Source organism: Fructilactobacillus sp. X8R2C1, from assembly GCF_059900955.1.
On the sequence record NZ_JBWXVI010000004.1, the window covers coordinates 56,518 to 79,707 of the forward strand.

At 39.7% G+C, this 23,190-nt stretch carries 25 protein-coding genes and 1 tRNA gene; 9 read left to right on the top strand and 17 right to left on the bottom strand.

Annotation, left to right across the window (positions count from 1 at the left end):
• The first annotated feature begins 20 nt into the window (after positions 1-20).
• Positions 21-767: an SDR family oxidoreductase gene (locus AC6UD6_RS05165; RefSeq protein WP_500695914.1), complete on the top strand. Its 747-nt coding sequence runs from the start codon at positions 21-23 to the stop codon at positions 765-767.
• Positions 768-918: 151 nt separating this feature from the next.
• Positions 919-1,656, top strand: a complete 738-nt coding sequence (locus AC6UD6_RS05170; protein WP_500695915.1) for an SDR family oxidoreductase — start codon at positions 919-921, stop codon at positions 1,654-1,656.
• Positions 1,657-1,757: 101 nt separating this feature from the next.
• Here the strand turns inward: AC6UD6_RS05170 and AC6UD6_RS05175 are convergent, their stop codons facing one another.
• The 8 genes from AC6UD6_RS05175 to AC6UD6_RS05210 all read right to left on the bottom strand — a co-directional run bounded on the left by AC6UD6_RS05175 (position 1,758) and on the right by AC6UD6_RS05210 (position 9,594).
• Positions 1,758-2,801 carry a zinc-dependent alcohol dehydrogenase family protein gene (locus tag AC6UD6_RS05175; protein ID WP_500695916.1) on the bottom strand — a complete coding sequence of 348 codons (1,044 nt, stop codon included), beginning with the start codon at positions 2,799-2,801 and terminating at the stop codon, positions 1,758-1,760.
• 23 nt (positions 2,802-2,824) lie between these two features.
• Complete coding sequence (locus tag AC6UD6_RS05180) at positions 2,825-3,427, bottom strand: NAD(P)H-binding protein (protein ID WP_500695917.1); 603 nt, start codon at positions 3,425-3,427, stop codon at positions 2,825-2,827.
• Between the two features lie 23 nt (positions 3,428-3,450).
• The gene (locus AC6UD6_RS05185) at positions 3,451-4,287 is read right to left on the bottom strand and encodes an aldo/keto reductase (RefSeq protein WP_500695918.1); all 837 of its coding nucleotides are present in this window, start codon (positions 4,285-4,287) and stop codon (positions 3,451-3,453) included.
• A 114-nt stretch (positions 4,288-4,401) separates the two neighbouring features.
• A complete protein-coding gene (locus AC6UD6_RS05190) occupies positions 4,402-4,896 on the bottom strand; it encodes a GNAT family N-acetyltransferase (protein ID WP_500695919.1) in 495 nt (164 codons plus the stop codon).
• A gap of 165 nt (positions 4,897-5,061) precedes the next feature.
• Positions 5,062-6,522: an aldehyde dehydrogenase gene (gene aldA / locus AC6UD6_RS05195; RefSeq protein ID WP_500695920.1), complete on the bottom strand. Its 1,461-nt coding sequence runs from the start codon at positions 6,520-6,522 to the stop codon at positions 5,062-5,064.
• A 64-nt stretch (positions 6,523-6,586) separates the two neighbouring features.
• Entirely contained in the window at positions 6,587-7,708 is a 1,122-nt protein-coding gene (locus AC6UD6_RS05200) for an NAD(P)-dependent alcohol dehydrogenase (protein WP_500694228.1), read from the bottom strand.
• A 350-nt stretch (positions 7,709-8,058) separates the two neighbouring features.
• A complete protein-coding gene (locus AC6UD6_RS05205; protein WP_500695921.1) occupies positions 8,059-8,778 on the bottom strand; it encodes a nicotinamide mononucleotide transporter in 720 nt (239 codons plus the stop codon).
• A 165-nt stretch (positions 8,779-8,943) separates the two neighbouring features.
• Positions 8,944-9,594 carry a TVP38/TMEM64 family protein gene (locus AC6UD6_RS05210; RefSeq protein WP_500695922.1) on the bottom strand — a complete coding sequence of 217 codons (651 nt, stop codon included), beginning with the start codon at positions 9,592-9,594 and terminating at the stop codon, positions 8,944-8,946.
• 232 nt (positions 9,595-9,826) lie between these two features.
• Between AC6UD6_RS05210 and AC6UD6_RS05215 the strand changes: the two genes are divergently transcribed.
• Complete coding sequence (locus tag AC6UD6_RS05215; RefSeq protein WP_500695923.1) at positions 9,827-10,966, top strand: trans-sulfuration enzyme family protein; 1,140 nt, start codon at positions 9,827-9,829, stop codon at positions 10,964-10,966.
• A gap of 44 nt (positions 10,967-11,010) precedes the next feature.
• Here AC6UD6_RS05215 and AC6UD6_RS05220 read toward each other — a convergent pair whose 3' ends face one another.
• Positions 11,011-11,226 (bottom strand): DUF3923 family protein, encoded by a 216-nt coding sequence (locus AC6UD6_RS05220; RefSeq protein ID WP_500696011.1) that lies wholly within the window; start codon positions 11,224-11,226, stop codon positions 11,011-11,013.
• A 159-nt stretch (positions 11,227-11,385) separates the two neighbouring features.
• On the opposite strand from AC6UD6_RS05220, the gene AC6UD6_RS05225 reads away from it, so the two are divergent.
• The 4 genes from AC6UD6_RS05225 to AC6UD6_RS05240 all read left to right on the top strand — a co-directional run bounded on the left by AC6UD6_RS05225 (position 11,386) and on the right by AC6UD6_RS05240 (position 15,076).
• Complete coding sequence (locus tag AC6UD6_RS05225; RefSeq protein WP_500695924.1) at positions 11,386-12,198, top strand: helix-turn-helix transcriptional regulator; 813 nt, start codon at positions 11,386-11,388, stop codon at positions 12,196-12,198.
• Between the two features lie 300 nt (positions 12,199-12,498).
• Complete coding sequence (locus AC6UD6_RS05230; protein ID WP_500695925.1) at positions 12,499-13,422, top strand: zinc-binding dehydrogenase; 924 nt, start codon at positions 12,499-12,501, stop codon at positions 13,420-13,422.
• Positions 13,423-13,480: 58 nt separating this feature from the next.
• The gene (locus AC6UD6_RS05235; RefSeq protein ID WP_500695926.1) at positions 13,481-13,900 is read left to right on the top strand and encodes a hypothetical protein; all 420 of its coding nucleotides are present in this window, start codon (positions 13,481-13,483) and stop codon (positions 13,898-13,900) included.
• Positions 13,901-14,155: 255 nt separating this feature from the next.
• Positions 14,156-15,076 (top strand): L-lactate dehydrogenase, encoded by a 921-nt coding sequence (locus tag AC6UD6_RS05240; RefSeq protein ID WP_500695927.1) that lies wholly within the window; start codon positions 14,156-14,158, stop codon positions 15,074-15,076.
• A 273-nt stretch (positions 15,077-15,349) separates the two neighbouring features.
• On the opposite strand, the gene AC6UD6_RS05245 is transcribed toward AC6UD6_RS05240, so the two are convergent.
• The 3 genes from AC6UD6_RS05245 to AC6UD6_RS05255 all read right to left on the bottom strand — a co-directional run bounded on the left by AC6UD6_RS05245 (position 15,350) and on the right by AC6UD6_RS05255 (position 17,523).
• Positions 15,350-15,423, bottom strand: a tRNA-Lys gene (locus AC6UD6_RS05245).
• Between the two features lie 98 nt (positions 15,424-15,521).
• Complete coding sequence (locus AC6UD6_RS05250; RefSeq protein ID WP_500695928.1) at positions 15,522-16,850, bottom strand: D-alanyl-D-alanine carboxypeptidase family protein; 1,329 nt, start codon at positions 16,848-16,850, stop codon at positions 15,522-15,524.
• Positions 16,851-16,980: 130 nt separating this feature from the next.
• Complete coding sequence (locus AC6UD6_RS05255; RefSeq protein WP_500695929.1) at positions 16,981-17,523, bottom strand: TetR/AcrR family transcriptional regulator; 543 nt, start codon at positions 17,521-17,523, stop codon at positions 16,981-16,983.
• Between the two features lie 132 nt (positions 17,524-17,655).
• Here AC6UD6_RS05255 and AC6UD6_RS05260 point away from each other — a divergent pair, with 132 nt between their 5' ends.
• Positions 17,656-18,150, top strand: coding sequence for an HXXEE domain-containing protein (locus tag AC6UD6_RS05260; protein ID WP_500695930.1), 495 nt, complete (start codon positions 17,656-17,658; stop codon positions 18,148-18,150).
• A 118-nt stretch (positions 18,151-18,268) separates the two neighbouring features.
• Here AC6UD6_RS05260 and AC6UD6_RS05265 read toward each other — a convergent pair whose 3' ends face one another.
• The 5 genes from AC6UD6_RS05265 to AC6UD6_RS05285 form a co-directional block, all read right to left on the bottom strand.
• On the bottom strand, positions 18,269-18,766 hold the full coding sequence (locus tag AC6UD6_RS05265) for a hypothetical protein (protein ID WP_500695931.1): 498 nt from the start codon (positions 18,764-18,766) through the stop codon (positions 18,269-18,271).
• Between the two features lie 109 nt (positions 18,767-18,875).
• Positions 18,876-19,682: a phosphonate ABC transporter, permease protein PhnE gene (phnE, locus tag AC6UD6_RS05270; protein WP_500695932.1), complete on the bottom strand. Its 807-nt coding sequence runs from the start codon at positions 19,680-19,682 to the stop codon at positions 18,876-18,878.
• Positions 19,679-20,473: a phosphonate ABC transporter, permease protein PhnE gene (gene phnE / locus AC6UD6_RS05275; RefSeq protein WP_500695933.1), complete on the bottom strand. Its 795-nt coding sequence runs from the start codon at positions 20,471-20,473 to the stop codon at positions 19,679-19,681. The genes phnE (AC6UD6_RS05270) and phnE (AC6UD6_RS05275) overlap by 4 nt, the downstream gene beginning before the upstream one ends.
• The gene (gene phnC, locus AC6UD6_RS05280; RefSeq protein WP_500694281.1) at positions 20,473-21,237 is read right to left on the bottom strand and encodes a phosphonate ABC transporter ATP-binding protein; all 765 of its coding nucleotides are present in this window, start codon (positions 21,235-21,237) and stop codon (positions 20,473-20,475) included. Before phnC ends, phnE (AC6UD6_RS05275) begins: the two co-directional genes overlap by 1 nt.
• Positions 21,238-21,246: 9 nt before the next feature.
• Positions 21,247-22,185 (bottom strand): phosphate/phosphite/phosphonate ABC transporter substrate-binding protein, encoded by a 939-nt coding sequence (locus tag AC6UD6_RS05285; RefSeq protein WP_500695934.1) that lies wholly within the window; start codon positions 22,183-22,185, stop codon positions 21,247-21,249.
• A 700-nt stretch (positions 22,186-22,885) separates the two neighbouring features.
• Between AC6UD6_RS05285 and AC6UD6_RS05290 the strand changes: the two genes are divergently transcribed.
• Positions 22,886-23,173: an ArsR/SmtB family transcription factor gene (locus AC6UD6_RS05290; protein WP_500695935.1), complete on the top strand. Its 288-nt coding sequence runs from the start codon at positions 22,886-22,888 to the stop codon at positions 23,171-23,173.
• Positions 23,174-23,190 lie beyond the last annotated feature (17 nt).

The following is a 23,190-nucleotide window of genomic DNA, read 5'->3' on the forward strand; positions in this document are numbered from 1 at the left end:
TTAAGAAGGGAGTTGTTATGATGTCTGTTAAAGATAAAGTTGTTGTCATCACCGGTGGCTCTTCTGGAATGGGAGAAGCAACCGCTAAGTTGGCCCTTACACGAGGTGCCAAAGTGGTCATTGGATCACGAAACGAAGAAAAATTAGAACGAATGGCCGATGAAGTTGACCATCCCGAAAACTTTGCCTATCAACAAACTGACGTTACGAAAAAAGACGAGGTGCAATCTTTAGTCGATTTAGCCATCAAAAAGTTTGGCAAGCTCGACGTAATTTATAACAACGCTGGCATCATGCCTCAGGGAATGGTTGACGATCCAGCTAAATTGAGCGAATGGCAGGATATTTTAAATACCAATATTATGGGAGTATTAAACGGGATTGTGGCCGCCGTTCCCCAAATGAAGAAACAGGGTCATGGTTTAATCATGGCCACCGACTCAGTCGCTGGTCACGTAGTTTACCCTGGATCAGCCGTTTACAATGGTTCGAAGTATGCCGTCAAAGCCATCATGGAAGGCCTGCGTCAGGAACAACACAAAGATGGCATCAAGACCGGGATTGTTTCACCCGGAGCCGTTGATACCAACCTGATGTCAACTGTTCACGACGATACCATTCAAAAGAGTATTGAACAAAATAACAACACCAAGTATGGCTGGTTAGAACCTGACGACATCGCAGAGATTGCGGTCTTCATGATGAGTCAACCAGAAAACGTCGACATTAACGAGGTTTTGGTTCGCCCGACCGACCAAGACGTTTAATAAAACCTTGATTTAACTCCTACTCAACGAGTGGGAGTTTTTTTGTCACAGAATCTTAATCAATTTTGGAACCCATTTACTTGAATCAGGACTAAATTTAGCGTTAAATGATCTCGTATCGGAAGTCATAAGTTGGAAGAGGGGTTTTATTATGACAATCGAAAATAAAGTTGTAGTTATCACCGGTGGTAGTTCTGGGATGGGAGCTGCCACCGCCAAGTTAGCTTTGTCTAGGGGTGCCAAAGTGGTCGTTGGTGCTAGAAACGAGGAACAACTTGAAGAGCTTTCCACCGAAGTTGATAATCCAAAAAACTTTTCTTACAAAATTACGGATGTTACTAAGAAAGAAGACGTTCAGGAACTGACTGGCATGGCAATCGACAAGTACGGTCAACTAGACGTCATGTATAACAACGCTGGCATCATGCCGCAAGGGCCTGTCGACGACCCAGATCGTTTAGCCGATTGGAAAAAAACCATTGACACCAACATCATGGGCGTTTTAAACGGCATTGTGGCCGCGGTTCCCCAAATGAAACAGCAGGGCCAAGGTTTAATCATGGCCACCGATTCGGTCGCTGGACACGTAGTTTACCCTAATTCTGCCGTTTATAACGGTTCCAAGTACGCCGTCAAAGCCATCATGGAGGGTCTCCGTCAGGAACAACACCAAAATGGGATTCGGACTGGGATTGTCTCACCCGGCTTTGTCGACACGAACCTGATGGATACCATCAACGATGACAAGATTAAAAAACAGATTGAAGCTGGCAAACATGGTTGGTTAAGTCCCGAAAACATCGCGGAAATCGCAGTTTTCATGATGAGTCAACCAGAAAACGTTGATATTAACGAAGTCTTGGTTCGTCCAACCGACCAGGATGTTTAAATAAATAAACCAAATAAGCCCTTACTCAAATCGAGTAAGGACTTATTTTTTGGAAAACTAATCATTCTAATTTCATTAAACTATTGTTCAGTCAAACATAATTAATCCTTATCAACAATCAACAACGATTTAATGGCTTCCCGCTTATCCATGGCGGCATAAGCATCCTTGACGTGATCTAAATCAAATTCCTTGGTAAAGACTTTTCCGGGATTAATCTTGCCGTCAAGAACCGCCTTCAACAAGACATCACGGTCGTAGGTGGTAACGGGCGCAATGCCACCACGTAAACCAGTGTTGTTATAGAACAAGTTGTTGGTGTTCATGTCAGCCTTTTGGGGAATTCCCACTCGACCAACGACGGCACCTGGTCTAGCAACCTTAGTTGCGGTATCAACCGACTGTTCGGTTCCCACACATTCCAAAATGGCATCAGCGCCAGCACCGTCGGTTAGTTCCATGACGTGCTTGACCGCTTCATCCCCACGTTCTGGGACGATGTCAGTGGCGCCAAATTCTTTAGCCAACTTTTGCCGGTCCTCGTGCCGACTCATGGCAATGATTCGTTTTGCGCCACGTAACTTGGCCGCAATCACACCACAGAGACCAACGGCCCCGTCACCCATGACGACAACGGTGTCACCGTCCTTCACTTCGGCGCTGGCAGCCGCATGATAACCCGTTGCCATGACGTCAGAAAGGGTAACCAGTGACTTCAACATTTCGTCTGAATAGTCCGATGGTTGACCGGGAATCTTGACAAGCCCCCAGTTAGCGTTGATGTATCTGAAGTACTGGGCTTGATAACCAATGTTGGCACCCTTTTCCTGATTCATACAGTTACCGTCAAAACCCGCCAAACAAGCGGCACAGTGACCACAACCATGGGTAAATGGGGCAATCACAAAGTCACCGGGTTGAACGTCCTTGACGTCGGACCCAACTGAATCGACAATCCCGATGGCTTCGTGACCAACAAAGGTATCGCGTTTTCGTTCGTCAATGCCACGATACCACCAGAGGTCGGATCCACAAACGCTGGCCCTGACCACCTTGATAATGGCATCGGTTGGTTTTTCAATCTTGGGTTTGGACGTGTCAACGAGTTCAACATCGCCCGGTTTGATAAATTCCGTTGCTTTCATTTCAATTCCTCACATTCATTTAACTAAGCTTTTCGATTAATTCCTAAACTTTCTCTTACATCCAGCTGGTCATCTTGAAGCAGGCGCGTCGCTAGGTCAGCAATACTGGCAACGGCTACCCGATTACCGCTAACATCTTGACCCTTATACGTAATTTCGTATTCACTACTGCCGTTATCAAACCATCCCGGTCGAATTAACGTGTAATCTAAATCAGAACTTTCAATCACATCGGCCGCCTCACGATACGGTGCCAGTCGCGGATTATTTTTCAGGTTTCCACTTGCCGAAATTTCTTCAGGGACTTCATTATAAATGCCCATTGACGTAATGAAGACTAGGCGTTTGACGTTTTCATCATCCATGGCGGCCACAACGTTCCTGGCCATTTCCGGTAAGTTGCCACTAAGCGCCACAAACACTTCGTCCTGACCGTGCACTACTTTTTCAAGGTCAGATAAATCATTTACGTCGCCATTAACGACTCGTTCACGATCATCATCACTAAACCTTTGACCTGCACTTCTTGAAAAGAGTGTCAAAAAATCATCGGTCTTTTCCAACAGGTTCTTTCTGACTTCTTGGCCCACGTTTCCGGTCGCTCCAACAATTAAAATTTTCTTCATGAATTATGCCTTTCGCATTCTCATTATTTAACGAAGTTTTGAATGGTCTTTGGATCACGGTGGTCAAAGAATTGGCTTTCACCCTTGTCCAACTTGGCGATCTCCTTCATATCATCGTCACTTAATTCAAAGTCGAAGATATCAATGTTTTCTTCCATGCGATTCTTATGAGTTGATTTAGCCAGGGTCACGATTCCACGTTGAAATTCCCAACGTAAGATGACCTGACCAACACTCTTATCGTACTTAGCACCAATTGCTTTCAGGGTTTCGTTATTAAAGATAGCGTGTTTGCCCTCCGCAAATGGGGCCCAAGCTTCTGGACGAACATCAAATGATTCCAGATAGTCGACGGCGGTCTTTTGTTGTTCCCACGGATTAATCTCAATCTGGTTGATGGCGGGCTTAACGTCGTTAAATAATGCCAAATTGGTAATCTGATCATCGTAGAAGTTGGAAACCCCAATGGACTTAATTTTGCCCGCTTTTTGAAGTTCTTCAAGGGCTCGCCATGAACCAAAGGTGTCGCCGTAAGGTTGATGAATCAGGTATAAATCAAGGTAATCAAGCCTTAGTTTCTTGAGGCTGGTTTCAAACATGTTCATGGTTTTGTCGTAACCACTGTCAGTGAACCAAACTTTAGAGGTAACAAACAAATCTTCACGTTTTACGCCAGACTTCTTGAGACCCCGACCCACGGCTTCCTCGTTTTGGTAGTATTGAGCGGTATCGATTAAACGATAACCCGATGCGATGGCGTCGATGACCGATTGTTCGGCCTCTTCGGGGTTAGTGATTTGAAAGGTCCCAAAACCAGTTGCGGGCATTTGGTTGCCGTCATTTAATGTAAAGTATTCCATAATAACTCTCCTTATTTGTTATTTATTAACTACCCATAATTTACACCTTCACTTGGACTTGAATGCAAGTAAAGCGTTTTGTCGAAAAGAAAAAACAACCAAAGATTGGTTGTCTTAAACCGATTCATCTTCAAACTTAGCCATCCAATACACGTCATGGTAACTTCCGTTGACGTAAAACTGGTCTTTTAAGGTTCCCTCAATCTTAAACCCAAACTTTTCGTAAATATGAACAGCTGGTTTGTTTTGCACGTCAACGTACAAGAAAATCTTGTGGAGGTTTAACGTCTCAAATCCATAGTTCACACAGGCATCAAACGCCGCCTGGGCAATGCCGTTGCCAACGAATTCGTCACCAAGCGCAATCTCAATCTCAGCGTTTCGATCGCGTGGATTAATATCAATCAACGCCACGATTCCAGCAAACTTGCCCTTGACGTCAATCGCAAAATTGCGAACGGCCGAATCATTGTTCTCACGTTCGTATCTTTCGTTAAGAGACGACATAGAAAGATACGATTCGGTGAACCAGTAGTCCATGGCGCGTTTATCATTAAACAGTTCATGGAGTTTGGGTAAATCAGTTTTCTCTAAAGCACGTAATTTCATTAATTATTCCTCGGTTGTCTTTTAATTAGTGCCTAAATCTTATCAATCTTTAGCTACTTTGACAATTTATGAAGAAGAAACAGAAGTAAAACAAATGAACCCATAAAGTCGACTTTTAGTCCGACTCTATGAGTTCATCCTGTTCCTAATTATTAATATTGATTATCATTTTGCTTTATCAGGGTGTCCCTGCAAGTAGATGGTGTGGGTATTTAAGAATTCATCAATTCCATGTTTACCATCGTCACCACCAATTCCAGATTCTTTCCAACCAGAATGTGAACCATTAATGGCTTCAAAGTTGTAACGGTTAATGTAGGTTTCACCATCTTCGAGTTCGTTTGCGGCTCGATGAGCGTTATCCAGATTCTCGGTAAAGATTGATGAAGTAAGCCCAAAGTCACTATCGTTAGCCATCTTGATGGCATCACTTAAGGTCTTGAAGGTCACAATTGGGAGAACCGGTCCAAATATTTCATCCTGAATAATCTCAGAATCCTGTTTGACGTTCGTGATGACCGTTGGTTCGTAGTAAAAGCCACCTTCGATGTTCAACTTGTGACCACCAGCGGTAACCTTGCCGCCAGCTTCAACGGCTCGGTCAACCATCTTTGAAACTTTATCCAAAGCTCCTTGGTTAATCAGTGGACCCATCCCAACGTTTTCGTCCTTCATCGGATCGCCAACCGTGATTTCTGACATTTTCTTCGATAATTTCTTGATGAATTCGTCGGCCACGTCTTCTTGGACGTATACTCGTTCACAGTTATTACAGATCTGACCATTATTATCAACTCGGGAATCAATGATGGATTGAACCGCCAAGTCAATATCAGCATCCTTACATACAATGGCGGGAGCTTTTCCACCAAGTTCAAGTGACACTTTGGCCAAATGGGTAGCGGCACTCGTCATGACTCGTTTCCCTGACTCAACCGAACCAGTCAGACTGATAATGCCAACCTTTTTGTTCTTTGACAATTCGTCGCCAACAACCGAACCAGGTCCCGTGACAATGTTAACGACGCCCTTAGGAATGCCGACTTTTTCAACGATCTTAGCGAATTCAAGTGCTAAGTTAGGGGTGTCAGAACTTGGCTTCATCACAATGGTGTTCCCGGTGACTAGTGCTGGACCCATCTTTCTGGCAATTAAGAAGAACGGGAAGTTCCATGGTAAAATGCCGGCCGCAACGCCAATTGGTTGCTTTTCAATCATGATACTTTCGTCTTCGTTATCAGATTGAAGGATTTCTCCCTCATAGGTGCGACTGGCACTTCCCATGTAGTCAAAGTAATCGGCTGAGAACAGGATCTCAGTGGTGGCAAGTGACTTAATCTTGCCCTGTTCTTCTTGAAGCATGTAAATCAAATGGTCTTTTTGTTTACGAACTTCGTTTGCGACCGCGTGCAAATACTGACCACGAGTGGCAGCTGGAACCTTCTTCCATGATTCTTCGGCTTTAGCTGCGGCATCGATGGCTTGTTTAGTCTCTTCCTTACTAGCACTAGGAACGGTTGAGATTGCTTGTCCCGTCGCTGGATTGAGCACCGTTAATACTTTTCCTGAATCTGAATCTTTAAATTCTCCGTTAATGTACATTTGGTAATGTTTTAATTCAGTCATAATATGATGCTTCCTTTCAATAACGTTTAATTTCAACAATCATGTTAAAGTGATTTAATCAACCTTATTTGCCAGGTTGGTAGTCCTTATCAATTACTAGTACCGGTTTAATCGTCTTTCCGCTGATGGAATCAGCATTGGCTTCGTTGATTTCATCAAATGGGTAGAACTTCTCGGTCTTATCAAAGTCGAACATGCCTAATTGGTAAAAACGAATTAAACGTGGAACGTCGACTTGCGGGATCGAATCACCCATGTTAACACCGACAACCTTGCGATCACTGGTACAAAGGTCGTTCCAAGTATCCAAGTTAATGTGCTGGTCGGTTACGGCAATCGTAGCCGTTGTTCCGCCTTGAGCCAAGGCTTGAATCGAACTTTCCATGACCTGTTTAACACCAGTGGTATCAACGGCGTAGTCGACTCCGTGCCCATTAGTTAATTTCTTGATGGCTTCAACGGGATCCTCGTCCTTACTGTTGATGGCGTCAGTGGCACCAAGTTCCTTGGCCAACTTCAAACGGGAAGGAACGATGTCAACGGCAATCACACTGGTACATCCGGAAATGCGACCAGCCATCATGGCTGCCAAACCAACGGCTCCAGTTCCAAAGACCGCAATCGTTGAGCCGGGCTCGGGCTTTAAAGTGTTAAAGACCGTTCCGCTACCAGTCACGTAGCCACAACCTAATGGTCCTAACTTTCTTAAATCGAGGTCCTTTGAGACCTTAACGGCGTTTCGTTCACGTACCACCGTGGTTGTGGTAAACGATGATTGGTCAAACATGTCGGCAACATCGTGCCCATTTTCGGTGAAGTGCGCACTGCCATCGGGACGAACCCCCGATAGGTTATTGGCCGCGTAGTTTAGACATTGAGTGGGAATTCCCCTTAAACAGTTAATGCAATTTCCACAACCATAAAATGACAGAACGACGTGATCGCCGGGCTTAAAGTCTTTTACTTCCGAACCAACCTTTTCGACAATCCCAGAACCTTCATGACCCAGAATAATCGGATAACCAATCTCGGCCGTGCCCTTTCTTAAAGCTTCATCTGAGTGACAAATTCCAGTCGCAACCATGTGAACTTGTAAATCATCTGGTTGCATTTTGGCTAATTCGACATCATCTTTAATTTCGAACTTGCCATTTTTCTTATTAACGACCGCTGCTTCAATCTTCATAAGTAAACCCTCCCATAATGTAAAATTGTTAATTATTGAGCAATTATGATCAAAGAAAAAGCTGATTTCATTAATCAACAATTGATTTTTTAAACTCTTTTCTATAAAACAGGATTGGAATTTTCGAAATGATTGGTTTGATCTGTAACCGCTTACAGATTGTTATACTCGTCTTCTAAAAAAATTCAAGTTATAACACATCAAAATCATAATTATCTAAGAAATTATTCTTTCAAACCCTTGTGTTTCTAGTAGAGTCAAAAGCCAAAAAAATTCCCCAATATTGTGATGAAATAAACTTTAATTATGTATAAAAAGGGAATCCCAATAAATGGATTCCCCTTACTTAATTATTTAATTTTCGCTGGCTTCAAGATTGGCTTCTCCCAGAAATCAAGCGCACAAATCGAGTTAATAATGTAATAGATGTACTTGCCAACGTTTGCGAAGTTGCCTTGTACGATGGCCTTTAGTAACTGGATCAGATTGTAGACGAACCAGTACTTCCACTGAACGGTCAGTTTCATGGCGTTTAAAATGTTCGCAGTCAGCGACAAATCAAACGCAATCACGACAATCCAGAATAACAAATGCGTGTAACCGTTAGGCCATCCCACTAAATTGGCCGCAAACGAAAATATGAGACTCAAAAGTAAAATGCTGGTCATGACGACCCACTTCTTGATTCCCGTATACGGTTTGGTCGCCTTGTACTTAGCGGTCTTCATCCACTTATTAATCGCAAACGTGTAGATGATGAAAGTCACCGGATAGGTAACGACCGCCGCTTTATTACCTAAAACGTAGTCAATAAAGCCGGACAGAACTACGTTAATGATGCCAATCACATTGCCGAGGTTATTCATTCTCCCAGTTAAACGCGTTGAATAGATGGAGAGGACGGCGTTTATGATCGAAATAATTCCAAACGGAACAAAGACCGCCCAGGAGCCCCAGTGCGTGACGTCTGCCAGATTCTCCGTCAGATAACCACTCGCAATCGACGCAATCACCACGATTGCGACTCCAACTAGGTCAAACCATCGACTTTTTGCTAATGCATGTAACATTATGAACATCTCCTCATTGTTTTTAGCGAGGCGTATCGGAAGCAACCCTCGTTATTTAGTTTTTTGTTACAAACAATTGAACGGCTTGATTATAACACCATTATCATTACCAGAAGCCAAATTTTGAACGTAAAAAAGACAACCCGGATGGATTGCCTAATTAATCTAGTTCGATTTGCTTTGACTATCTTTCGCTGTTTCTTGATGCTTATTCTTAGAACTATCTTTATTTGTAAAGTGATTAATGACCATGTGTAAAACAATAATAAACAGGATGGCACCAACTAGGACGCCGACAATACGCTTTAAACTACCGTTAATGATGTACATCCCACCGACAATGTAGATGATCGACTGTGGAATTGACCCAATCACGACCGCTAGGACCAGTAGTTTACGTGATATTTTGAACCGTGAAGCCGCGTAACTAATTAAATAAACGGGGAAGAATGGGATGGCATAACCAATGCATAGAATGATAAAGGGATGCTTAACGTTACTAAAACTCAATTCTTTATCTCGATAATTACTGGCGATGTTACGGACGGACTTAATTAACTTAACACTGCAAAGACCTCCAAGGGTCAATCCAATTAAATTAATAAAAAAGCCCAGAACGTTTCCAAAACAAATGCCGGCTAACACACAAATTACTTGATAGGGAACAAATGGTAACAGTGTCGCAAACGTTAAAACAATTAAAAACAGAGCCGCATCAATGACCCCATGCTCATGAATTTCTTTGACGGCCTCGCCACGCTGACTTGGATCAAAAAACATCCGAATCTGTGGAAAATAATCCTTAAATAGAATCACTAATCCAATAACGACGATAATCGCTAAAAGACAGTATACGATTTTCTTATTTTCTAATTTTTTAATGATGATAAACTTCCCCTAACGTTAATTGAATAGGAAAATTCTAACACATGTCACGAAACGATAAAACCGATTTTACAAAATTAAATTCGATAATGCCATTTCTTTTCTAACTTTCATCACTAGTCTATAATCAATCCTAATAGTCACATTCAAGGAGGTTTTTACTTTGCACATTGACACAAAATTAATTCACGGTGGTATCACCGGCGACAAGGGAACGGGTGCCGTTTCCGTCCCGGTCTACCGCACCTCAACTTTTAAACAAACTAAGCTTGGCGGGAATCCACGCTGGGAATACTCACGGACGGGCAATCCGACCCGGTACGCCCTTGAAACCCAGATGGCAGAACTCGAAAACGGAACCGCTGGTTTTGCCTTTAGTTCGGGGACTGCTGCCATCAACACCATCCTCTCGATGTACTCCAAGGGTGATCACATCATTGTCGGCCAAGACCTGTATGGTGGGACGATTCGTCTAATTAATCAAGTAATGAAACGTTTCGGACTTGAGTTCACGGCCGTTGACATGCAGGATACTGATGCCGTTGAAGCTGCTTTTCAGCCCAACACTAAAGCCATTTACTTTGAGACCCCTACGAACCCACTGCTGACGGTAGCCGACATTCATAAATTATCCGAAATGGCGAAAAAACACGTTGCCAAAACCATCGTTGATAACACCTTTGCGACCCCTTATAATCAGAACCCGTTGGATTTGGGCGCTGACGTGGTGGTTCACTCAGCTACAAAGTATCTCGGTGGACACAGTGACGTCGTGGCGGGCGTTGCCGTTACTAACGATGACCAGATTGCCGAACAGTTGGCCTTCCTGCAGAATTCCATCGGTAGTACGCTTGGTCCCGATGACAGTTGGTTGGTTCAACGTGGCATTAAGACGCTGGGTGCTCGCATGCGGGTTCACCAAGACAACACGAACGCCATTCTTGATTTTCTCAAAAATGAACCCAAAGTGGCGAAGGTTTATTACCCTGGTGATCCTGACAATCCGAACTACGAAGTGGCAAAGAAACAGATGCGTAACTTTGGTCCCATGATTTCGTTTGAACTGCAACCAGGACTGTCAGCGAAGACGTTTATCGAAAGTTTGCAAATCATCACCCTGGCCGAAAGCCTTGGTGGCGTGGAAAGCTTGATTGAGGTTCCAGCGGTCATGACCCACGGTTCAGTTCCAAGAGAACAACGTCTAAAGGACGGGATTGCCGACGGTTTGATTCGTTTGTCAGTTGGGATCGAGGATAAGGAAGATTTACTGGACGATTTGAAACAGGCGTTTGATAAAATTTAGGAAGTAAAGAACTAGCATATTTAGATACGAATATGCTAGTTCTTTTATTTTGCCGAATGATATTTTTTAATCATAAGGTACCAAATTAACTGACAAATAAGTAGAATTACATATGGAACTAACAAGATCCCAAAAGTAATCCATTTAAGTTCAGTATTTTGGACTACACCAGTCGCATCAACTTTTCTAACAAAAATTAGTGTTGTAAATACAACAAACGTTAATGCTTCAAAAATGGATACTCCAGCCCATAATTTTATATGTAAAACACTCCAATAATTCTAATAATAGTATTTGCACATGATTATACACATTATCCGTAAGGTCGTCTATAATTGCCTAAACGAGCCAATTCTCTTGAAGGAGCATCTATCATGAACACTGTTAATCATGCATCAAAAATAATGGGACGCAACATTATGATCGAGAGAAAAAGACATGACTTATCTCAATCTGAACTAGCAAGCGGAATCTGTTCACAGTCTATGATTAGTAGTATCGAAATGGGAAATTATATCCCAAATGCCATTCTTTTATCACAGATCTGTCATAAACTAGACATTTCCATTGATAGTGTTCTACTAGCTGACTATTTTGAAATTGGCTCATTCAAAGACATTACGAAAAAAATCGAAAATTTATGTAATCAACATGAATATCAAAAATTAGTCGACCTGCTGGATCATTCAGATGTCATTAATCAACTTCACTACGACAAAGATTTTCAGAAATATTACTATTATTACGGTTGTGCGGTATTTCAACTAAAGCAAGATCCAAAGGAATCTGCCAAAATTCTTAAAATGGCATTACAATACACCTATAATTCAAAAGCCAAGCGAAACTTATCGTCGATTGAAATTCTCCTACTCAGCGCAATTGACTTTATCAATTCCAAATCAGCAAAACTCAATAGCGAACAATTCAACTTTCTAATCAACAAAATTAAAAATTATCATTTCAAAGATTACAGTGAAAATTTAAATGTTGTCTTTTATCAATACGCTTTAACCCTTTATGATCACCAAAAATATAGCGATGCAATTAATATTATTTCAGATGGAATCGTTTGGATCACAAAAAACAATTCTAACTACATGTTGTCTGATTTATACTTCTTACTATCAAAATGCTACGAAAAGTTGCGTGATAAAGACAACGAAAATAAATCTAGAAAAAATGCCACTGTTTTATCAGATGTATTTAACCAAAAAATTAATAAAAATCTGTAAACTTTAGATGATTTCATAACTTTTTTCTTAACCAAAGTAAGATAAGTAATTTAATAAAAAATAACACAAAGTATATTGCATAAACTACCAGTGCTGTAGTAAGTAAAGATACCGAAAAAAATTTACTAATTAACAGACTGATAAAGAAAAGTACAATCAATTGCCACAACATAAGTATCCCTCCCTTAATTAAATATAAGAATAATTGAGCTTACTAAAAAACGATAATTAGAATACTAATTATCGTTTTTCTATCTGCTTATTTAAAATTAAATCATAAAAAATAAGGGAGAAATTAATATGAAAGCAATTGTTCAAACCAACTATGATGGAATTGACGGTCTGGTATCTAAAGAAATATCACAACCAAGAATATTACCATTATCTAGTTTAATCAAAGTAAAGTACGTACCAGTTTTACCGTGGGATATTTATAGTGAAAATGGACTACTAGGGGATTTAAATTCAAAGGTACTTCCTAATGTTATTGGATATAGCTTTTCCGGTACTATTCAAAATTCAGGATTATTAAAAAACAGCAAAAATATCAACCAAAATGTGATTGGGGTTTCAACAACTGGAAGCTATGCCGAATATGTTTCACCAAAAATACCATTTTATACATTTAAATTGCCTAACGGAGTCTCTTTGAAACAAGGTGCTACCATTTTTGGCGGTGCAGATACTGCTCTAATGATGATCCTAGAATCAAAGATTACTTCCAGTGATAAAGTCCTTTTAATTGGAGCATCGGGTGGTGTTGGGAGTTACCTAATTCAAATGTTAAATTTATTAGGAACCGAAACGGTAATTTTTTCTTCTGAAATTGATCAAAAATTCTTATCTAGTAATTTTAAAAATAATATTGTGACCGATAAAAATGAGTTGTCTAACAACCAGTTCAACTGTGTTTTAGACACAACTGGAAATGTACAAATATTGCACAGTTTAGAAGTCAAATTATGTAGGCACGGAACCATTTTTTCGTCAGCATTACCGAACTTTATTCCCATTCGTAAAGAGATTAATTATCTGTTTAAAAATAAACCAATTGCTCCTCAAAAATACAACAAAATTATCCAAATGCTAAATGATGGTTCTTTAAAATCCTATATTGACTCAACCTATGATTTTAATCATGTCAAAGAAGCCCAAAAACATTTAAGTGATCATGGAAAACAAGGAAGGATTTTAGTGAAGATAAACAATCTTTTAGAAAATTAACCTAATATTGACAATTATTCTAACTTCGGTAAAATTATTAAAAAACAAGGAGGAAGTTATGAATTTATCTAAAAAGTTTATAATTCCAATTCTTTGCGTAACAATGTTGTTTATTCTAAGTGGATGTAAGAATTTCTCGTTAAATAGCTCTGGGAAAGATTATTTAAAAGTATATGATGCAAATAACAAAGTTATTGAAACGGCAAATGGTCATAAAAGCACTGATATTCTTTCAAAAATAGATAAAAACTATAATTCAGTAAAGAAAGAAAAGGTTCCTAAGGATGCTAAAGTAAGCTATAAATATGTAAGTCATGAAAGAAAACACAATATTAAAACCTCTTTGACCGTATATTCAAATTATAAGATCGCAAAAGTGAGCGGAATTCCAATGATTGGAAATGGCGTTATCCACTTAAATCAAAATGAATTTAACGAATTAAATAATCCTAATAAGCTAATTAATAAATACAAATAAAGTTGATTATTTTAAACGATAAATTAACGGGTCACTTTAATATCCATATATAATAAAAAAAGCTAATCATCACTGATTAGCCCAACCAATTAACGCACCTGAAATACGCGCTTGGAAGAGATATCGGACATCTCTTCCTTTTTTATTAAACTATTATTGTATGTGATAAACGCATAAATGTCAATCCAACTTTTTTTACTCCCAATCAACCTCAATCTGTTAAACTGAAACCAAATAATTAATGGGAGGCATATTATGACTAGAAAAATTGGAATCATTGGTGACGGTCACGTTGGATCAACGGTGGCAAATTACATCGTTGTGAACGGTTTCGCCGATGATTTAGTAATGATTGATAAAAACGACGCCAAGGTCAACGCTGACGCCATTGACTTTCGGGAGGGGATGCCTAATCTACCCTTTCACACCAATATCATTGTGAATGATTACGACGCCTTAAAGGACGCCGACGTTGTTATCTCGGCCCTTGGTAAGATTAAACTGTCAAATAACGACAGCGACAATCGTTTTGCCGAATTATCCTACAACATCGAACAGGTCAAAGAGGTCGCACCCAAGATTCGTGATTCCGGTTTTAATGGCGTTTTGATTGCCATTACCAATCCAGTTGACGTGATTACTCAGTTGTACCAACAAATTACTGGTTTACCAAAAAAGCACGTCATCGGAACGGGAACACTCCTAGATTCTGCCAGAATGAAGCGTGCCGTTGGTGAAAAGCTAGGCATTGATTCGCGCTCGGTGACTGGTTACAACCTTGGCGAGCACGGTAACTCCCAGTTTACCGCATGGTCGACCGTTCGGGCTCTTGACCAACCAATTGAAAAGTTAGCCAAAAGTCGTCATCTTGACCTCGACACTTTAGACCAGGAAGCACGCCACGGCGGTTTTAGAGTAATGCAAGGTAAGGGTTACACCAGTTACGGAGTTGCCAGTGCCGCAGTACGACTCGCCAACACCGTTCTCTCTGATGCCCGCACCGTTTTGCCAGTCTCAAACTACCGTTCTGACTATGGCGTATACTTCTCCTACCCAGTTGTGGTTGGAAGAGACGGCATCATTGAAGATGTCCCACTTGATTTAACCGATGAAGAAAAGGATAAACTCCAGGCTTCCGCCAACTTTATCAAAAAGAACGTTGAAAAATATAATTAAGAAATAAAAACACACCATAACCACTAGTCTTCTAGCAGTTACGGTGTGTTTTAATACTGTCAGCAATTAAAATCACCACAGCAGACGTAATAATAAAAAAGCCAATCATAGTGGACTAACTCACCTATGATAATCGCATCCAACTTGCGATGAGAAAAAAGTTAGAGATTTCTTCTCGTTTTTATTATATGGAATAAATAATTAGATGTCAATTTAAATAAAATCCATAAAAAAATGATTGCCCCACCAGGCAATCATTTTTTTACATTTATATGAGCAGCCAAGGACTTGAACCTCAATCTCACGAATAAAGAATTCGTTGCTCTAACAAGTTGAGCTAGCCGCTCGCAAGCAAAACTCAATTACATTTACCAGTATAATGCATATTAGCGCGTTCGACAACACTTTTTGCGGTCGATTAATGAAAACTTCATAATTTTAATTACTAGTGACGATGTCGATTAAACTTCCTGATTTGAAGAATTAAGTAGATTAACAACAGAAGGATAACCAGTAATTCAATCGCGCCCATGATCATTTTCATCACATTTACTGGATTGGTCGATTTGTAAACAACGGGGACACTCATGGAACTGTTTGGTAATAAGTCTAATTCATTTTGAGACGCCTGGATGTTAACCGTTCCAACCCTCTCGCCGTTCGTAATTGGAGCAAGTGGCGTTTTGAAAACCCTAGAGTGGTTGGTAGAGACAAAGTCTGTCTTTAATTTTTCACCCTGCGGTAACCAGTACGTTTGAGGCTTTACTACTCCAATCTTGGTTGTTTGCTTTTGTCCGTTAACAACGTTGACGGTTTTATTTTTAATCACGTTGTCACCAATCGTAATTGGTTCCAGGCTCTGACTGATTTGATTGAGCATTAATTGAGTTTGGGTGAAGCGCTGTTCCTTTGGCGCTCCCAAAACGACGGTAATCACACGGTCGTTGTTGCTGGTACCGGTTCCCACAAAATTCTCACCCGCGGTATTACTGGTCCCCGTCTTTAATCCATCAATCTTAAATGGATTAGTTTGGCCCAGAAGTAAGTTAGTGTTCTTGTGCGTATTTCCATCCCATTCCAATGTGGTCATTGAGGTAGTCTTTAAGATTTGCGGGTATTGAGTAATTAATTTCTGTGACAATTGAGCTAATTCCCTAGCTGACATCGTATTCTCAGCGTCATCACTTAGTTTAGGATTCTTTAGCGCGCCTAAATCATGATTAGCCAATCCACATGCGTTATAGAATTGCCCGTTCTTAATTCCCAATTTTTTGACTTCTTGATTCATCATTTTACCGAAGTCGTGGTTAGGACCTGCCAAATATTCGCCAAGTGCCATGGCAGCACCGTTAGCAGAACAAACCAGACTCGCGTCGTACAGTTGTTTAACCGTGTACAATTGCCCAGCTTTCAACGGAACGTTGGTAAAATCACGTTTCTGACTCAAATTAGCAACCCCAGGGCTAATTTTGACCTTGCTGTCCCACGAGATCTTTTTTGCTTTTATTTGGTTTAACACAATATATGTAGTGATGAGTTTACTAACGGACGCAATCGGCAACTCTTGGTTAGCGTTTTTGCTATAAATGATCTGGCCGCTGGTGGCATCAACGGCAATGGCACTTTTGGCCTTTATGTTAATTTCATTCTGTGAAATGGGCGGCTGTTTGTTACTAGCATCGACCGTACTAGGATTGAAGATCAGCGGCATGATTAAAAACACCAGCGAAAATATCACGCTCAGCGTCAGTAATTGATGTTTTTTACTTTTCAAAATCAAATGACCTCTTTTTATTAAATGATATTTTTTGTAGATAACACTTATACATCTATTGTACTAAATTAATAAAATAATCAAAATATGCCATTAAAAATAAGCTGACAATCACCATTAGATTGTCAGCTTATTTTATCTTGTTTAAAGCTTTAAACAACAATTTCGAAATATATTCGGGTGATTCAGGATTATTCTTCCTAAGCCACTTATCTAATACATTCCAGTATCCACCAACGAAAAAAGTCATGATGTAATTTGCCCCATTTTCACTCACGTTTACATGCCACGGGAAACTAAATAAAGAATAAACATCCTCAGATTTATCTCTTTTTTTCAACATAATCGGAATAAATAAATCTCTTTGAATTAAAATCGTTACTTTATCCTTTTTAGACCACCAAAAAGCAAAAAAGATATTCAATATATCTTTAAATGACATCTCTTCATTAACTTTTTGCTTCAACATTTCAAAATACTCATTAAATAAATTGTCACAATAATAGTTCAGTAAATCCGCCTTATTATCAAAAATGCGATAAAAAGTTCGTCGAGCTAATTGAGCTTCTTCAGTAATGTTACTAATCGTAATTTCAGAATAATTTTTGCGTTTTAATAGTTCAAAGAAAGCGTCGATGAGCCACGCTCTTGATCGATCAGTACTCTTACTCATTTTTTATCCTCCTGTCACAAAATAACGAAATATGTATCACTTGTTGAAATAGTATAGACGAAATTTAATCTCTAGTACTATACTAACAGCAATTCAAAAAATGTCACATGTGTGACGGTAAGGAGATTGAAAATGAAAATACTTTTAAGCTTTTGGATCTTACCAATTTTATTTATGCTTCACGATTTTGAAGAAATTATTTTCGTTCCAAATTGGGTAAAAAAGAATGTCGTAACCTTATCAAAAATGAAGAATCCATTATTTGGAGCTGCAAAAAATTCGAGTTTATTTTCTGTTGGTGTATTAGAAGAATTTATTATATTAGTTTTAATATCAGTTATTTGTATTATTTCAAATAATTCAACCCTTTATTTATCGTTTTTGTTGATCTACACGTTCCATTTTCTAATTCACTACTCAGCAACAATACGTTTTAAATCTTACACACCTGGCATAGTATCTGCCATTTTAGAACTACCAATTATGATTTGGATCATAATTAAATATTGGAAATTAAGCAACACATCTTTAATTGTATTTATTCTTTATTTAATTCCAACTATCTGCTTTGCTCATTTTAATCTTCTAATAATGCATAAATTAATCGATTTTTGTTCAAAAAGATAATAATTAACTTAATTATCGTAATGATTTGTTACAACATTGGATCTAAATTTAATAAAAATAAAAAGCCAATCATCACTGATTAGCTCAATCAAAATATTTCGTTATTCAATATTGATAATTAGTTCCACCACAACATCACATAAACAATAGTGGCAAACGCAAAGAAAATTCCATTAATTACGTACGTTTTCTTGGTTGGATAACACAAGAAATCGATTAAGTTCAGAATTAGGATAATGGGCAACCCAATTATCGTAAAGCCACTCACAATGGAATCAATAAACTGTGGCATTTTCATTCCGATCATGATCAAGCCAAGCAGCAGCGCGGAAACCACATAAATCAGGTTAATGATAAGCATCCCAACTGAGGCGTACTTACTGTATTTAGTTGAACTTGGCTTACCCTTTTTGAACAGGACGTTATAAAACAAAGCGTAAACTACGGCAAACACCACCATTCCGTAGATTAAAATAATCCAAAACATGGCGGGACTAAGGGTGAGGCTAGTCTTAATGTTTATAACCGCAAACAATTCAGGAAAACTACCGAAAACAATCAAAGCCGAAAGCAATGGTGCCAAGATAAACTTACCTAATGATTTAAGAAATCGCATACAGACACTCTTCTTTCAATTAAATTCAATCCTTAAGTAAATTATACTATAAACGAAAAAAATACCAACTAACTCCCATTTGGAATTAGTTGGTATTTTTGACTATTCATTAAATTAATTTCCTTCTAATGTATCCGGAACAGCCATCAATCACCATGACCATGATGACGATCCCCAATAGGATGATTCCTACTCTCGGCCAATTCCGAGTGTTCAATGCCATAATCATTGGCGCCCCGATTCCGCCAGCACCAACCAAACCAAGGATTGAGGCAGCTCGAACTGAAATTTCAAAGCTGTACAAAGTGTACGAAATCAAAGCTGGCAGGATGGTCGGCCACGTCGATAGTGCGAAAACCTGTGGTTTGCTGCCGCCAGCCGCCACGATGGAATACTCCGAACTATGATTCATTTCCTCAATGGATTCTGAGAAGAGTTTCCCTAGCATTCCGATGGAGTGAATCCCAAGGGCCATGACTCCGGCAAAACTACCGGGTCCCACTGCTTTAATGAACATAATCGCTAAAACGATTTCGGGGAAAGCTCGAATGGCGGTCAAAAGGAAGGTTCCCACTTTAGACGTTACGTTATACTTACTACTCTTACTATGAGCAGCGAAGAACGCAAACGGAACACTGATGACAGCGGCAATGATGGTTCCTAAAAAGGCAATGGCAAGCGTCATAATCAACTGTGACACCAGGTCTTCTCCACTACCATTGTAGATGTAGGACCAATCAGGATGGATCAGTCCCATGAAGATGGACTTAGAAACCGTGCCAGCTGATTCCTGAATCTGACTAAATTTCATGTCAGAGAAACACCAGCCATAGACCAAAATGATGACAATTGCCCAAACGATCCAGCTGTAGCGGTCCCATCGTTTTTGTTTCTCGTTAATTTTTGGAATGGTCATTGTAGTTTCCTCCTCAAGTAATTACTAAGGATGTCAATCACCAGAACCGTTACGAAGGTTGCTAAAATTACAACCGCTGTCTCGGAGTAGTTGAATTCATCGATGGTTTGTTGAAGATACAAACCAAGGCCTCCAGCACCAACGTATCCTAAAACGGTTGATGAACGAACGTTAACTTCTAAGGTGTACAGGAAGAAACTACAAAATTGACCTGTAATCTGGGGAATAATGGCCAAACGAATAATTTGAAGGATGCTGGCACCAGAAGCTTTCATGGCTTCAGCTGGCCCCATATCGACCGTCTCTAATACTTCATAGAACAGTTTGGAAATCATCCCAAATGAGAAGATGGCTAGCGTGATGGTTCCAGTCGTTGGACCAATCCCAAAGATGGCAACTAAGATAGCTGCCAACAGAAGTGACGGTAACGTTCTGACGATGTCCAGTACGAACCGAGACGTGCCATGAATAACCTTACTGTGATCAAGGTTCCGTGCGGCCAGAAATGCAGCTGGAATCGCAAAGACGGTTCCAATCGTAGTTCCAAGGATTGCCATCTGAACGGTCTGAACCAGTGGGTCCCAGATAAAACTAAAGTACGACCAATCCGGGTTACTCATTTGACCAATCAGAACCCCAAACTGGGCGATGTTCGAGATAAACAAGCTGGGATCAACCCCACAAATTTTCATGGAGTAAATAAACAAAACGATCAAAATGGCAATTACAATGATGCCCTTAACGTGATACTTTTTGACAAAGGACATCTTCGGCATGTCGCTAGTGTGCATTAGCTATTGCCTCCTTCGTAAATCGCCTTCAAATCTTCTGGAGTAGAATCAGCCGCTGGCTTGTCAAACACTAATTTTCCATCCCGAATTCCAATAATTCGGTCCGCAAATTCAAGTGCTAGTTCAACTGAATGGAGGTTCACCAGAACAGTATCGTGATCCTTGACGTTTAAATTCTTCAAATCCTGCATAACTCCGTGACTAGTCTTGGGATCGAGGGAAGCAACGGGTTCATCAGCCAGAACCAAATCAGGTTCTTGCATCATTGTTCGTGCGATGGCGACCCGCTGCATCTGTCCTCCAGAAAGGGAGTCCGCTCGATCGTATAATTTTTTGAGCATGTTAACATGGTCCAGTGATCGAACCGCCTTTTCCTTGTCTTCTCTACTATACAAACCGAGAAGTGTTTTCCAGACTGGATAGTAACCAACTCTTCCACTTAAAACGTTTTTTTGAACCGTAAGCCGGTTCACTAAGTTGAAACTTTGAAAAATCATTCCAATTTTTCGGCGAAAGTGGCGGAGCGCTTTCCCCTTCAATTTAGAAATATCAGTCCCGTTGATGATAATTTTGCCGTCGCTGATATCTTGCATCCGATTAAGGGAACGAAACAGGGTGCTTTTCCCCGCACCTGAAAGTCCAACGACCGCGATGAATTCACCGCGTTTGACGTTAAAACTAATATCATCTAATCCTTTAATACCACTAGGATAAGTTTTGGTAACATGATTAACTTGTAAAATATCCGAATCGCTCAATTTAATCCCTCTCGCTTATTCTTTGGTTTTACTAATCTTGTTGGCTTGGTCCATGTACGAATGAAGTTGCTTAAATTCTGACTTCTTGTACGGAACGTATCCCTCTTCTTGATAAATCTTAAAGATAACGTCATGACCCTCTTTCGTCTTCGCCATGTTCTCGTAGGCCTTTGCGATCTTCTTCTGCCACGACTTCGACATGTCACTTCGACAAGCAACCACGTCATTTGGAATAGCCTTAGTCGTGTAAATAACCTTGGTATCCTTCATAACGTTCGGATTGTCCTTTTGGACTAAGGTTTGAGCTCCTTGGAAAGTAAAGGCAGCATCGTTGTTCTTGTTTAAAACGGACAGTACAGCTTGATCATAACCATTAATAACGTCGGTCTTGATGTCATCCTTGTTAATATTAATTCCGTGCTTCATAAGCTCAACGACCGGATAAATATAACCCGCCGTTGAATTCGTGGTACCAGTGGCAATCTTTTTGCCCTTTAAATCGTTGATGTTGTTGATACCACTATCTTTTCTGACAACAATTGTGGAATAAAAGTGATCTGATGACTTATTAGTGAGTTGCAAAGTCTTCGGATCGCGTGCTTGGCGCGTCGCTTGAACGAGGGGAACCACCTTGTAATTCTTTTGCGCTAAGACAAAGTCCCCAGGGTTCATTTCAGAAACATCCAACGTCTTTGAACCCATGGCCTGAATAAGTGAGTTCCCGTCAGTTGAAACCTTGACTGTGACCGGAATATGGAGCTGTTTTTCTAACTGCTTGGCGAGTGGTTTGGCCTCAGCATTGGCCTGCCCAGCGTTCACTGATGGCGTAAAACCAACCGTTAATTTCTTTGGTTTGTAATTACTTGACTGTTTCCCACATCCAACTAATCCGACCGATAAAAATGTAAGTGCAGCACCAGCTGTAATCCATTTCAAAGCTTGCTTGAGTTTCATTACGAGTCCCTCCCAAAAAAATTGTTGTACCAGACAAATTAATCATATCATGATACATACAATTTTCAATAAATATCTTTTAATTGTTCGTATTTTATTTAAATACATGTTTTATATACCCTGTTACACTCAATACATTAATTAATTAACGAATATTGATAATCAATATAATTAGAGCAACCAAAAAGGACAACACTAATAAGTACGAGTTGTCCTTAAGAAAATTTTGTTAGATAAAAATTATTTTTGTTTCACGTGAAACTATTTTAATAATCATTTCATACCAAATAATAATTGACATTCGTCATCAACGGAAATAAAATAAGTGTATACTAAATAAAAAAGAAGAGATGCTGTTATCATCTCTTCTGCATAGGTTTAGTGTGTTATTTGGGTAAAAAGCTAATCTTTGCGGTTAGCTTTTTTTATTATCGCGTATGCTTTAGCAAAGTTAATTGCTGCACACGAGATAACAAGAACCACTACTGCTAGTGGAACAATCCCAATAACCCACTTTCTTCTGTATTCAAGCGACTCACCTCTTCATTAATTATTAAGGTGGAGATGAGGCTCAACACAGTAAACCTACTAAAGCTCCAATTGGTGATCAAATCAATTATCACTCTGTATATAATCATACCCAATTATTCTAAATAATGGAATAGTTAATTTTTAAAATGAAGTGAAAGGAGAAAGTTTCTTGGATAATCCTAACGAACAACAATTAGCCAGCATTTTCAAAGCTCTTTCTGAACCAAATCGGATTAAAATTCTCAGAATTCTCATGGAAAATAAAAATGAAATGACATGTGGCGAAGTTAGTTCCCATCTCAATCTATCCTTATCAACCGTCTCTTATCATTTCAAAATTCTCAGACACGCGGGATTAACCAATATGAGAAAAGCTGGGCAAACCAAATACCTATCCGTTAATCAAGACTTAATTAACAAAATTCACTTAAATAATGTTATTGAACAGAAGCCATAATTAGACTTCTGTTTTTA